The organism is Pseudomonas sp. 10C3, assembly GCF_036346185.1.
Classification (GTDB): Bacteria; Pseudomonadota; Gammaproteobacteria; order Pseudomonadales; family Pseudomonadaceae; genus Aquipseudomonas.
The window spans coordinates 48386-60670 of record NZ_JASJVE010000027.1; the positions used below are offsets into that span (position 1 = coordinate 48386).

13 protein-coding genes and 1 tRNA gene are annotated in these 12285 nt (G+C 55.2%); 8 read left to right on the plus strand and 6 right to left on the minus strand.

The annotated features are described in order from the left end of the window. The first annotated feature begins 126 nt into the window (after positions 1–126). The 7 genes from QN399_RS21980 (at position 127) to QN399_RS22010 (ending at position 5141) form a co-directional block, all read left to right on the plus strand. Positions 127–381: a DUF2790 domain-containing protein gene (locus QN399_RS21980; RefSeq protein ID WP_322177312.1), complete on the plus strand. Its 255-nt coding sequence runs from the start codon at positions 127–129 to the stop codon at positions 379–381. Positions 382–758: 377 nt separating this feature from the next. After that, positions 759–1013, plus strand: a complete 255-nt coding sequence (locus QN399_RS21985; RefSeq protein ID WP_322177313.1) for a DUF2790 domain-containing protein — start codon at positions 759–761, stop codon at positions 1011–1013. Between the two features lie 205 nt (positions 1014–1218). Beyond that, entirely contained in the window at positions 1219–1458 is a 240-nt protein-coding gene (locus QN399_RS21990) for a DUF4177 domain-containing protein (RefSeq protein WP_322177314.1), read from the plus strand. Then, complete coding sequence (gene yidD / locus QN399_RS21995; RefSeq protein WP_330201628.1) at positions 1458–1661, plus strand: membrane protein insertion efficiency factor YidD; 204 nt, start codon at positions 1458–1460, stop codon at positions 1659–1661. Before QN399_RS21990 ends, yidD begins: the two co-directional genes overlap by 1 nt. Positions 1662–1951: 290 nt before the next feature. Continuing rightward, positions 1952–3367, plus strand: coding sequence for a DUF2252 domain-containing protein (locus tag QN399_RS22000; RefSeq protein ID WP_330201629.1), 1416 nt, complete (start codon positions 1952–1954; stop codon positions 3365–3367). After that, positions 3367–4440 (plus strand): hypothetical protein, encoded by a 1074-nt coding sequence (locus QN399_RS22005; RefSeq protein ID WP_330201630.1) that lies wholly within the window; start codon positions 3367–3369, stop codon positions 4438–4440. Before QN399_RS22000 ends, QN399_RS22005 begins: the two co-directional genes overlap by 1 nt. 116 nt (positions 4441–4556) lie before the next feature. Further along, positions 4557–5141 carry an HD domain-containing protein gene (locus tag QN399_RS22010; RefSeq protein WP_330201631.1) on the plus strand — a complete coding sequence of 195 codons (585 nt, stop codon included), beginning with the start codon at positions 4557–4559 and terminating at the stop codon, positions 5139–5141. Between the two features lie 95 nt (positions 5142–5236). On the opposite strand, the gene QN399_RS22015 is transcribed toward QN399_RS22010, so the two are convergent. The 5 genes from QN399_RS22015 to QN399_RS22035 form a co-directional block, all read right to left on the minus strand. Continuing rightward, a tRNA-Thr gene (locus QN399_RS22015) sits at positions 5237–5312 on the minus strand. A 479-nt stretch (positions 5313–5791) separates the two neighbouring features. Then, on the minus strand, positions 5792–6481 hold the full coding sequence (locus QN399_RS22020; protein ID WP_330201632.1) for an ABC transporter permease: 690 nt from the start codon (positions 6479–6481) through the stop codon (positions 5792–5794). Further along, on the minus strand, positions 6478–7173 hold the full coding sequence (locus tag QN399_RS22025; RefSeq protein WP_330201633.1) for an ABC transporter permease: 696 nt from the start codon (positions 7171–7173) through the stop codon (positions 6478–6480). Before QN399_RS22025 ends, QN399_RS22020 begins: the two co-directional genes overlap by 4 nt. Positions 7174–7246: 73 nt before the next feature. Beyond that, on the minus strand, positions 7247–8011 hold the full coding sequence (locus tag QN399_RS22030) for an ABC transporter substrate-binding protein (RefSeq protein ID WP_322177319.1): 765 nt from the start codon (positions 8009–8011) through the stop codon (positions 7247–7249). Positions 8012–8024: 13 nt separating this feature from the next. Then, positions 8025–8798, minus strand: a complete 774-nt coding sequence (locus QN399_RS22035; RefSeq protein ID WP_219063677.1) for an ABC transporter ATP-binding protein — start codon at positions 8796–8798, stop codon at positions 8025–8027. 555 nt (positions 8799–9353) lie between these two features. On the opposite strand from QN399_RS22035, the gene gabP reads away from it, so the two are divergent. Then, positions 9354–10748, plus strand: coding sequence for a GABA permease (gene gabP / locus QN399_RS22040; protein WP_330201634.1), 1395 nt, complete (start codon positions 9354–9356; stop codon positions 10746–10748). A 104-nt stretch (positions 10749–10852) separates the two neighbouring features. Here the strand turns inward: gabP and QN399_RS22045 are convergent, their stop codons facing one another. After that, on the minus strand, positions 10853–12007 hold the full coding sequence (locus tag QN399_RS22045; RefSeq protein ID WP_330201635.1) for a Fic family protein: 1155 nt from the start codon (positions 12005–12007) through the stop codon (positions 10853–10855). Between the last annotated feature and the right edge of the window lie 278 nt (positions 12008–12285).

Consider the following 12285-nt stretch of genomic DNA (forward strand, 5'->3'; position numbering starts at 1 on the left):
CAAACGAACTCAGCAGAGCATGGTACTTCGTGTTAGACCTAACTTTAAAAGGGTCTAGCAACTTCTTCCGCCTCCTCGGCAAGTGAAGTCAGTCGGTTGTGATTGATTTAAAGGCCTGTAAATAACATGAAAAGTTTAATCGTACTTGCGTTGGTCGGCTTCTCTACAATCGCCGCGGCTGACGAAGTGCAAGCTGTTAATAGCGCAGCTGTTGAACAGTACACGTACTCTATGAATCTCGATATTGCTAAAGTTATTCACATGGATTCAGTGCCGGACACCTGCGGTGTCGTTCCGATGCACATGACTTACGAAGACCACAAAGGTCAGCGTCACACCCTCGAATACAGCGTGATGGGTAACGGCTGCTCAAACGGCTAAGCCTCACGCTTCAGATCGACATGTGACCCAAGCCCCCTCTTATGAGGGGGCTTTTTGTTGTGTGCTCGATAAGGCGTACGTCCTCGGTAACGGCTGCTGGTCATCCGCAGCCCGCAGGCCAAGGCACGGACTGATCGGCGCAATGCCTGGGAAAACACCGCCTCAGGGATTGTTACCGTTTCGGTAAAGAATATTATGGTTCTTTTGGGTTTAACTAAATACCCACCCTTGTAAACTAACCCCATTCCCTGGTAACCGAAACAAACAGGGCATGGTACTTCGTGTTAGACCTAACTCTAAACGGTTTAACAACTTCTTCCGCCACGTTGGCAAATGAAGTCAGTCAGTTGTGATTGATTTAAAGGCCTGTAAATAAAATGAAAAGTTTAATCGTACTTGCGTTGGTCGGCTTCTCCTCAATCGCAGCAGCTGGCGAAGTGCAAGCCGTCAACAACCCAGCCGTTGAACAGTACACATACGCCACAGAACTTGATGTCGCTAAAGTGATTAGCATGGACTCAGTCCCTGACACATGTGGTGTTGTTCCGGTGCAAATGACTTACGAAGACCATCAAGGTCAGCGTCACACCCTCCAATACAGCGTGATGGGTAACGGCTGCTCAAACGGCTAAGCCTCACGCTTCAAGCAGAGACGTGACCCAAGCCCCCTCCTGATGAGGGGGCTTTTTGTTGTGTGTGGCGGAAAGGCATCAAGGGTGCAGAGATCTGAAATTTAAGTAGGACGGATCGCAAAGTGCTTCAGCGCTGCGATTAAGGTCATGCCTTACCGTAGACTCGGAGCGTGGCATGAGGCCACTCAGCGACTAAGGACGGCAGATGTATCAATACAAGATGGTTCAGGTTCCACCCAACATCGAAGTAAAGGTCAAGAACTCAGGCACTGAAGCCGCCGTGTATTTGGAGTCGATCGCCAATCAATACGCAGAGCAGGGTTGGGAGTTCTACCGCGTAGACAGCGTCGGCGTTCAGATCAAGCCCGGTTGCTTTGAAGCACTTTTTGGAAAAAAAGCCGATTTCAGCACCTACTACGTCATTACCTTCCGCAAGCCTCGGTGATGATTCGGCTGTTACTGGCGCTCATACGCCTGTATCAAGCCATGGCCCCTCAAAGGTTGAGAGGGGCCTGCCGGTTTGAGCCGTCGTGTTCCTGCTATGGCAAATTGGCCATCGAAAGATACGGTCCCTGGAAGGGGAGCCGGATGACGTTCAATCGTATCTGCCGATGCCGAATCCCCAACGGCGGAAAGGATTACCCGTAAGCTCTCCAGAGGAATTGTGCCCGTGCCGAGCCATTCCTTCCGCGCTCGTCGACCCCTTTCAGCTGCCAGCACCCTGGATTGCAGGTGCTACGCTTGTCTTTGTGACGACTATTCGTTTTTTTGCCATGATTTCGCCGGAAAAACGGCAGAGAGGACTGTTCCCGCCAGTTATTTAGACGCGCTAAAAAATAGATAACCTCACCCAGTAAACACTAAGCCTAATGGCTGGCCGTGGTTTGACTAGTTCTGGCGCCCAAGCGAGTTGGATTTCGTTGAGCAAAGGAGTGGAAATGTCTGCCGAGAAGAAAAAGACTATCAAAAGTAAAACGAAAGCAGAGGCATTCGGGATTTTCGAGCCGGTCTTTCGCTCGCGCAAAGAACGCCTGCGTGCAGGCGAGAGCTTGCTTGAGGGCATGCCACATTCGAGTCATGCCGTATGGAAACCACCGCGCAAACACCGTGATCCTATCGATATCCTGGAAGAGTCCAACCGGTATAGGCTAGCCAGTCTGGTGCCTGTCCGCTACGGGCGTATGTTGCGCAGCCCGTTTACTTTTCTGCGCGGCTCTTCGGGGTTGATGGCTTATGACTTGGCCACCACCCCGAACGCAGGTATTCAGGTACAGGCCTGCGGAGATTGCCATCTATTGAACTTCGGATTGTTTGCGACCCCCGAGCGCAATCTGATTTTCGACATTAACGATTTCGACGAAACGACGCCCGCACCGTGGGAATGGGATATCAAGCGTCTGGCGATCAGTTTTACCGTGGCAGCGCGCGGTAACGGCCTCACCGACAAGGAGGCCGAGGCGAGCGCCGTCGAATGTGTGCGTGCTTATCGCGAGCGTCTGCGCGAATGCTCGAAGATGAGTCCGCTGGAGGTTTGGTACGACCGCCTGGATGCCCAAACGATTGTTGATATGGCCCCCAATGCCAAAGTTAAAAAGGCGCGGGAGCAATTGATTGAAAAAGCAAAGACGCGTGTAGGTGATTACCTTTATCCCACAATCAGTGGCGAGGTCGGGGGGCGGCGGCGCCTGATCGATCAACCGCCCATACTTTTTCACATTTATGAAAAAGACTTTGAGCAGCGCGTTTATAAGGCATTGCAGGATTATCGATTATCCCTGCCGCACGAGCGCCGCGTGCTCTTCGATCGTTACCGTCTGGAAGACATCGCTCTGAAAGCCGTCGGCATCGGTAGCGTGGGTACCCGTTGTTTTGTCGGTCTGTTTTTTTCCGCAGAAAACCATCCTCTGCTCCTGCAATTCAAGGAAGCTTGTCCCTCCGTACTCGAGCCTTATGCGGGCAAGAGCATTTATGACAATCACGGGCAGCGCGTTGTCACGGGGCAGCGACTGATGCAGTCCTCCAGCGATATTTTTCTGGGCTGGACGCAAGGCCAAAGAGGACGGGATTTCTTTGTGCGCCAGTTACGGGACATGAAAATGTCCGCGCCTGTAGAAGGCGCATCGTTCGCACAAATGAAAATGTATGCCGAGCTGTGCGGTCTTACCCTGGCCCGTGCTCACGCCAAATCCGGGGATGCGGCGCTGATCAGTGGCTACCTGGGCAAGTCGGATACGTTCGACCAGGCCATCGGCGAATTTGCCCTGACCTATGCGGATCAAAATGCAAAAGACCATGCGGCGCTGGTGGCTGCAGAGAAATCCGGACGGATCAAAGCGCTGATAGAGGAAGATTGATGACGCCGATCCGTTGTGTAGCATTGCTCACCGCAGCCTGCTACTTAGGTGGGTGCGGAACAATGGGGCCAACCTCGATTCAGCGCGATCGTACAGACTACGGCGGTGTTCTTTCTACGACCTGGAAAGAGCAGACGCTGCTCAATGTCGTCAAGTTGCGCTACGGGGACGTACCGGTGTACCTGGATGTCACGTCGATGATCAGCTCCACCGCGATGGAGAGTCAGGTCAGCCTGGGCGCGAGCTGGTTTTCGGGATGGCCTAACGATGGAGATAGCCAAGCCATCGGCGCATACGGCCGTTACACGGACCGACCGACGATCAGCTACACACCACTCTCCGGGGAGAAATTCTCACGCTATCTGCTGCACCCGCTATCACCGGCTTCCGTGTTCTCCCTTGTCCAGGCGGGCTATCCCGTGGATCGCGTGCTGCAATTGACTACCCGCGCCATTAACGGCGTCTACAACCGATCCACATCGCCCACCCGTGCCCGGGCTGCGGATCCACGTTTCTATCAGGTGCTTGAGACGCTAAGACGGATACAGCGGTCGGAATCGCTGGGCATGCGAATTAATCCGGGCGCTGACAGTGACGCCGTTCTGGTTATCATCAATCAGGGCGTTCCTGAAAGCGTCCTGAAGGACAGCCATTTTGTGCGCGAATCCCTTCATCTGCGTCCCGACGCAAGTGAACTGACATTGACCTTCGGTATGGTGTCGAGGAGCGATACGGAGGTCGCCCTGCTCACGCGTTCCATGTCGGAAATATTCCTGGAGCTTGCCGCGACCATCGAGGTGCCTCCCCAGCACCTGAAGGAAGGACGCGCAAACCCGGCAGCGGCCGCACCTGATAACCCAAGCCCGTGGGACGACCCGCTGGTACGTATTCACTCGAGTGTGGAGCGGCCCGCCGATGCGTATTCCGCCGTTCGCTATCGTGGCTACTGGTTCTGGATCGACGACCGCGACATGAAGTCCAAATCGGAATTCCTGTTCATTCTCGTGCTGTTCTCCCTGGCCGAAACCGGCGTACCGCCGCAGGCTCCGGTGATCACCGTGCCCGCGAACTGATACAGGCGTGCGGTACACACGGGCCACTGGCTGGCGAAATCAGGCCAGAGGATCAGGCCTGACAATTGATTACCGTGGTCTTTAAATGTGTAAAAACTACATTTTGGAGGGTCGCAATGAATCCGAATTTCCAACCTTCATACCGAATCGCAGACGCCGTCGCCCTGGCGACAACGCTTCACGCCGATCAAACCCGCAAGGCCACCGGTATTCCCTATTTGTCCCACCTCATGGGGGTCGCCTGCCTGGTAATGGAGCACGGAGGGGATGAAGACCAGACCATTGCCGGCTTACTCCACGATGCGGTGGAAGATGCCGGCGCGCATGCCGAAGCACAGATCAGAACGCAGTTCGGCGAACGAGTCACCCGCATCGTGCTCGGCTGCACCGATGGTGTACCGGACGAAAATGGCGAGAAGGGTGATTGGCATACCCGCAAGCAGCGCTATTTGGATCATCTGCCCGATGCGCCAGCAGAGGTCTTGTTAGTCTCCGGCTGCGACAAACTGCACAACGCTCGCGCAATCGTGAGCGATCTCAATACCCATGGCCCCAAGATGTTCTCTCGTTTCAATACTGGGAAGGACGGCACCCTGTGGTACTACGATCAACTGGCAAGCGCCTTCCAGACTTGCCTGCCGAGCCCACTCGCCGACGAACTGACCCGCACGGTGGCCGAGATGAAGCGTTTGGCGGATTGACGTAGGCTGACAGAACGCCAAAACGAAAAAACCCGCCAGAAGGCGGATTTTTCGGGGGTTTCAGAGATTTTGAAAGCTTTCTCTGGAACCTTGTATGGTGCCGGCACCAAGAGTCGAACTCGGGACCTACTGATTACAAGTCAGTTGCTCTACCAACTGAGCTATACCGGCGTGATGGGCGCAAAGTATATCCAGATTTTTTGGGTTGTAAACCCCTAGCTGACTGATTCGATTGCAAAAACTTTCAGCGATGAGCTTTTTCACTGCCTCTGTCCCGCTGCTTCCCTGATCCACCCTCGACAGTTGGGGTTTTTTCCTTGTGTTGGTCAGGTTCTGTGCACGTTCTGTACGCCTATGTACTGCCGGTAAAACAATGGCTTTACGGGCCATATTCACTTTTGCTGGAATGCTTATGCACAATCGGAGTTAGGGATGGCGCGCCAGAGGCTGATTTTGTGGAGCCGTTCTCAACTGCTGCAACTTACTGTTTTTTGGGCGGTTTAGGCTTGAGTGAAAAATGATCAGTCATGAACTTGGCCAGCAGGCTGCGGTTTTCGTGCCTTCTTCGGATTGTTATTAACAGACTTATCCACAGGCTGGGCGCGGATGAGTGGAGTATTCAGGCTGCTCCATTCCCCCGCGCATTTGTCTCAGCGCCCTTGGCAGGCGTCCACGCGCAGTACGCGTTCCAGTAGCTTGAAGCCGCGTACCAGGACGTAGGCCATCAGCAGGTAGAACATCCCGGCGGCGAAGAATATTTCGACCGGCAGGTAGGTCCTGGCGATGATGGTGCGCGCCATGCCGGTCAGTTCCAGCAGGGTGACGGTGCTGGCCAGTGCGCTGGCTTTGAGCATCAGAATCACTTCGTTGCTGTAGGCCGGCAGACCGATGCGCGAAGCGCGCGGCAGGATGATGTAGAACAAGGCTTTCCACTTGGACATGCCCAGCGCCCGCGCCGCTTCGATTTCGCCCGGCGGGATGGCCTGGATCGCGCCACGCAGGATTTCGGCGATGTAGGCTGCCGTGTGCAGGGTCATGGTGACGGTCGCACACCAGAACGGGTCGCGTAGATATGGCCATAGCGCGCTCGCCCGCACCGAGTCGAATTGCGCCAGTCCGTAATAGACCAGAAACAGCTGCACCAGCAGCGGTGTACCACGGAAGAAGAAAATGTACGCGTACGGCAAGGCGCGTACGGACAAATGCCGTGACGAGCGCGCGATGCCCAGTGGTATCGCCAGAATCAGCCCGGCGACCACTGCGATGGCGACCAGCTCCAGGGTCAGGGTTGCGCCCTGAGCCAGCCTTGGCAGCCATTTGATGATGACGTCCCAGTTCATGACGAACTCCTCAAGAAACCGCGTGCGGCGCGTTTTTCCAGCAGGTACATGCCGATCATCGCCAGGACGGTCAGGCCCAGGTACATGAAGGCTGCGACCATATAGAAGGTGAACGCCTGTTTGGTGAAGCTCACGGCGATCTGCGAGTGACGCATGATTTCTTCAAGGCCGATCACTGACACCAGTGCTGTGTCCTTCATCAGAATCATGAACAGGTTACCCAGGCCGGGCAGGGCGATGCGCCACATCTGCGGCATGATCAGCTTGATGAAGATCCGCGATGTGGACATGCCCAGCGCCATACCGGCTTCGCGATGACCTTTAGGGATGGCGAGGATGGCCCCTCGGAACACTTCGGTCGCATACGCGCCAAAGCACAAACCGAGCGCGATCACCCCGGCCGCAAAGGCGTTTAGCTCAAGGTCGGGTTTGCCGAGCGCTTCGCCGAGGCTGCGCATAAGGTTGACCGTGCCGAAGTAGATCAGCAGGACCCAGAGTAATTCCGGGATGCCGCGCACCAGCGTCGAGTAGGTACCGCCAAGCCATTGCAGCGACTTGTAGGGTGATGTTTTTGCCAAGGCGCCGAGCAGACCGAGCACCAGCCCCAGGCATAACGCCGACAGGGCAAGTTTGACGGTCATCAGCGCGCCAGCCGCAAGGGCCGGGCCGAATCCGTAGATATCAATGTTCATAGGCAGGCTTTGCTAGGGACCGGCACCGCGACGCTGTCACTGAAACAAGAAGCGGCGGTGCCCGTCGGGCAGGTCAGAGAATACTGAACGGGAAATACTTGTCGTTGATTTTTTTGTAGGTGCCGTCGGCGATGATTTCTTTCAGCGCTTTGTTCAGCTCCTCACGCAGTGGATCGCCTTTGCGCACGGCGATGCCGATTTTGTCGTTGCCGAACACTGGCTCGCCTTTGAATTCAAAGTTTTTGCCCGCGTCGCTTTTGAGCCATTCGTAGTTGACGAATTTGTCTGCCAGCAGTGCATCGACACGCCCGGAGGTCAGGTCGAGGTAGGCGTTTTCCTGAGTGTCATAGAGCTTGATGGTGACGGTGTCACCCAGGTTGTCTTCGAGCCAGCTACCTGCCAGCGTCGCACGCTGGGCACCAATGATTTTGCCTTTCAAGGTTTCCTTGAGGGTGGCCTTGTCGATGGTCAAATCAGTGGTCTTGGGCGCAACGAACTGCAGCTTGTTGGAATAGTACGGGTCAGTGAAGTCGACGGCCTGTTTGCGTTCCTCGGTGATCGACATCGACGAGATCAGGAAATTGAATTTATTCGCGTTCAAGGCCGGGATGATGCCGTCCCAGTCGGACGTGACGATTTCGCATTCGACTTTCATCTTGGCGCAAAGGGCGTTGCCGATGTCGACGTCGAAGCCCACGACCTGGCCGCTGGCGTCTTTGTTATTGAACGGCGGGTAGGCGGCTTCGATGCCCATTTTCAGTTTTTCTGCGGCAAAGGCGCTGGTCGCGAATGTCAGGGTGACGGCAGCGGCCAGGAGAAATTTTTTGTAGGTCTGCATGCGTGTTGCTCCGTTAGCGGTTGCTGGACATGAATTGTTTACAACGCGCCGACAAGGGGTTTTCAAACACCTGTTGCGGCGATCCTTGTTCTTCGACGAGGCCCTGATGCAGGAACACTACTTCGCTGGACACTTGGCGGGCAAAGCTCATTTCGTGGGTTACGAGCAGCATGGTCCGGCCTTCTTCGGCGAGGGCTCTAATGACGTTGAGCACTTCCTGAACCATTTCCGGATCGAGGGCGGAGGTCGGTTCATCGAACAGGATTACTTTAGGCTGCATCGCCAGGGTGCGGGCGATGGCCGCGCGCTGTTGTTGACCGCCAGACAGTTGGGCCGGGTACACATGACGCTTGTCGCCGATGCCGACTTTGGCCAGCAGGGCTTCAGCGACTTCAATGGCTTCGGCCTTGCTTTGCCCCAGTACGCGACGCGGCGCCTCGATGATGTTGTCGAGTACGGTCATGTGCGGCCACAGATTGAAGTTCTGGAACACGAAGCCGATCTCGCTGCGCATGCGATTGATCTGCTTGTTGTCGGCGGCGATCAGATCGCCATTCTTGGCGGCCTTGAGTTTCAGTTCTTCACCGGCCACCAGAATCTGCCCTTGATGCGGGTTTTCCAGCAGATTGATGCAGCGCAGCAGGGTGGATTTACCGGAACCGGAAGAGCCAAGGATCGAGATCACATCGCCATCGCGGGCGGTCAGCGAAATACCTTTGAGTACTTCAAGCGAACCGTAGCGTTTGTGCAAGTTACGGATTTCCAGCGCGGGCGTGGCCTCAGCCATGTGCGGTCCTCATTGTGTTCTATGTGCTCCTGCTATTGGCTGCCTTCCTTGGCGAGCGCCAAGCTAGCATAGCGTTTGGAAGCAAGCTTCCGGCTATCGAAGGGTTGTCGCATTGCTAACGCAGACTGTCGCGCGGATACAAACCGCACCTCGGAAGGTGCGTTGGTCACGCGACGGCTGGGCAAAAAAGGGCCGCGATGGTGCCAGTTTCGAGAGGGTGTTGGAAGGTTTATTGCCTCGGAGGCAATCCTCTCGGTCATTTTGCGAGCGCACCACATCGGGGCGACAAATGCGCCCTGTGTGTATTTGTCATGCACGCCATCGTTAAGTGGGTGAGGCGTTCAGTAACAAACTCTGGAAAATGGCAAAAGGCCATTCCTATCAAACGCTTATGGAACGAGGCGCAAGCGCGTATATCCGTGGACGACGTCGTTATAGACACATTTTGGCGTAAATCTTGCGTAAAAAATAAGGAACAGCGTCGTTGCTTTCTTTTTACGGGGTGCGCGACGTGTACGACGAACTGAATCTCGCTTCTTTGCAAAGGTAGTTTTAATGAGCAGTGCGCAAAAATCCAACGACCTCGATCAGGGGCTCAAATCGCGACACATCACCATGCTTTCTATCGCCGGTGTGATTGGCGCTGGCTTGTTCGTCGGCTCCGGGCACGCCATCGCCGAGGCGGGCCCGGCTGTGCTGTTGGCCTACTTGGCGGCGGGCACGCTGGTGGTTCTGGTCATGCGCATGCTGGCCGAGATGGCGGTGGCCTCACCTGACACCGGTTCGTTCTCCACCTACGCGGACCGTGCTATCGGCCATTGGGCCGGTTTCACCATTGGTTGGCTGTACTGGTGGTTCTGGGTGCTGGTTATCCCTCTCGAAGCCAACGCCGCCGCGACAATCCTGCATGCCTGGTTTCCCGGCATGGCAATTTGGGCGTTCACGCTGGTTATCACCTTGCTCCTCACGGCAACCAACCTGTTCAGCGTGAAGCATTACGGCGAGTTCGAATTCTGGTTTGCCCTGATCAAGGTGTTGGCCATTATCGGTTTCGTCATTTTGGGCGTTCTTGCGATTTTCGGTCTGTTGCCGGGCAGTCAGGTCAGCGGCGTCAGTCATCTGGTCGACACGCACGGCTTCATGCCCAACGGGATGGGCGCTGTACTGGCGGCCATGTTGACCACCATGTTTTCGTTCATGGGCACCGAGATCGTTACGATCGCTGCCGCTGAATCGAAGAACCCGGGTGAGCAGATCACCAAGGCCACCAACTCGGTGATCTGGCGGATTTGCCTGTTCTATCTGGTGTCGATTTTCCTTGTCGTCGCGCTGGTGCCGTGGAATGACAGCCGTCTGACCGAGCTGGGTTCTTATCAGACCGTGCTCGACATGATGGGCATTCCTAACGCCAAACTGATCGTCGATCTGGTGGTATTGGTCGCCGTAACCAGTTGCTTGAATTCGGCGCTGTACACCGCCTCGCGGATGCTCTTCTCCCTCGGCAAGCGCGGCGATGCGCCTGCTGTTGCAAGACGCACTAACCGCAGCGGCACGCCTTACTGGGCGGTCATGCTGTCCACCTCAGCGGCCTTCCTGGCGGTATTCGCCAACTACGTCGCTCCGGCGGCGGTTTTCGACTTCCTGCTCGCCAGCTCCGGCGCCATTGCGCTGCTGGTGTACCTGGTCATCGCCATCTCCCAGTTGCGCCTGCGCCACAAACGCACCGCTAATGGCGAGACCATTGCCTTCCGCATGTGGCTGTTCCCAGGGCTGACATGGGCCGTCATCGTCTTCATCGTCGGCGTGCTGACCATCATGCTGTTCCAGGAAGAACACCGCGTCGAAATCCTCGCCACCGGCGTGTTGAGCGCGTTGGTCATCGCAGCAGGATTGCTGGTGGCACGACGCCGCAACATCGCGGTACGGCAGGGCAAGCCGGTACTGAGTTAATGGGGCAGGGCTGTTATAGGGCTCGATAAAACAAAACGGCCGCGATCAGTGATGATCGCGGCCGTTTTTGTTTGGGGGGTAAGCTCAAGCAGCGACGAGCGCTTTCAGGGCTTCTCCAATGGCTCGGGTATGAAGCCCTGATCTCTAAGTGCTTTGATAACGCCGCGTATCAAATAATTATTGGAAAAACCAATCGTGTACTGCCTTGCACCTTCGCTGATAGGAAGTAGCATGCCTTGGTCGACGAGTTTCTTTATCAGGTAGGTTCGCTGAGCGCTTTTAAGCTTGGGTAACACGCCCGATAAATCTGCGGATTTAACGACCTTCGCCTTTATCGCCACGGACAGCACAGACTCTTCTGTCTCGGTGATCCAGCGTCTTTCACGGGCGAAAGCAATGGCAGGATTGAGGATCGACTTCGTCAGGTATGCATACTGTGTGAGTCTATCAACCTTGGCCAGTTCGTCGCGAACGCCTTCCAGGACATAGGTGCACCAGGCTTCGAGCCCTTCTTCTGTGCCTGTATCTGCTGTCGCGAGCATTGTGTAGTAGCGCTCTCGATCGTTACAGAAAACGGCTGTGGGGTTGAGAACCCGCCCTCCAGTGCTCACATTGAAACCATACTTCATCAGCATTGCGTAGGTGAGTAGTCTCACCACCCGACCATTCCCATTACCGAATGGGTGTATCCATCCGAACCTATGATGAGCCAACGCCACTTTCATCAGGTCGTATTTTGGCGAGTCGTCCTTGTTTATGAAGTCGACCAGCTCTTGCATGTACCCTTGCACAAGTACGAAGTCAGGCGGCAAGTGCTCTGACTGGGATATGCGTACCGTGCCTTGTCGATAAGCCCCTGGCGTCTTGTCACCTTCGCGGTGGAGTTCCTGCACCGTCATGGCATGCAGCTCGCGGATAACATGCTCGGTAAGCGGGGTGCCGGGCTCCATGATTTTTTCTATGTAATCCATGGCCTTTTCAATGTTGGCCACCTCGCGCAATTGATCGGTGTCTTCCACCCTGCCTTCTACCTTGCTGTCGATGTAGTCAGCAAGGGTGGTGTGGTTCCCTTCGATGCGCGCAGATCCCAGGCTCTCAAGCGTGTGGGATATGGATTTGAGCTGGAAAAAGACCGGGGCGGGCGTGTCCCCTTCAAGTTTTAATCGGCGAAGGTGCTCAAGCTCGCTCAGGACGTCCACCAAGCCTGAGTCAAAGGAGGGATTCAATAGCTTAAGGTCATGGTGAAGAAATTCAGGCATGAGCGGAATATCTCTAATCGCCAAATAGATTATCTATAAAAATTTCAGCGAAAAGCTTGTATTCACTGAGTCCCTGATTAGGGCCTGATAAACATTATCTTAAATCAACGATTAAGCTAAGTTAAATTTCTGCGGAAATTATGTGTAAAAACGACAGGTCTTGGGGCGTCGTGGGCAGAGTCAGCGGGCAGGGAAGATCGGCTCGGCGGGCGAGCTTGCCCTGCATGACTCTTAAAAACAAAACGGCCGCGATCAGTGACTGTCTCTTATACACATCT

Coding starts and splice junctions, on each gene's coding strand:
- QN399_RS22020 (WP_330201632.1), bottom strand. CDS start 6,481: ATGAACTGGGACGTCATCATCAAATGGCTGCCAAGGCTGGCTCAGGGC.
- QN399_RS22030 (WP_322177319.1), bottom strand. CDS start 8,011: ATGCAGACCTACAAAAAATTTCTCCTGGCCGCTGCCGTCACCCTGACA.
- QN399_RS21985 (WP_322177313.1), top strand. CDS start 759: ATGAAAAGTTTAATCGTACTTGCGTTGGTCGGCTTCTCCTCAATCGCA.
- QN399_RS22005 (WP_330201630.1), top strand. CDS start 3,367: ATGACGCCGATCCGTTGTGTAGCATTGCTCACCGCAGCCTGCTACTTA.
- QN399_RS22035 (WP_219063677.1), bottom strand. CDS start 8,798: ATGGCTGAGGCCACGCCCGCGCTGGAAATCCGTAACTTGCACAAACGC.
- gabP (WP_330201634.1), top strand. CDS start 9,354: ATGAGCAGTGCGCAAAAATCCAACGACCTCGATCAGGGGCTCAAATCG.
- QN399_RS22025 (WP_330201633.1), bottom strand. CDS start 7,173: ATGAACATTGATATCTACGGATTCGGCCCGGCCCTTGCGGCTGGCGCG.
- QN399_RS21980 (WP_322177312.1), top strand. CDS start 127: ATGAAAAGTTTAATCGTACTTGCGTTGGTCGGCTTCTCTACAATCGCC.
- yidD (WP_330201628.1), top strand. CDS start 1,458: ATGATTCGGCTGTTACTGGCGCTCATACGCCTGTATCAAGCCATGGCC.
- QN399_RS21990 (WP_322177314.1), top strand. CDS start 1,219: ATGTATCAATACAAGATGGTTCAGGTTCCACCCAACATCGAAGTAAAG.
- QN399_RS22000 (WP_330201629.1), top strand. CDS start 1,952: ATGTCTGCCGAGAAGAAAAAGACTATCAAAAGTAAAACGAAAGCAGAG.
- QN399_RS22045 (WP_330201635.1), bottom strand. CDS start 12,007: ATGCCTGAATTTCTTCACCATGACCTTAAGCTATTGAATCCCTCCTTT.
- QN399_RS22010 (WP_330201631.1), top strand. CDS start 4,557: ATGAATCCGAATTTCCAACCTTCATACCGAATCGCAGACGCCGTCGCC.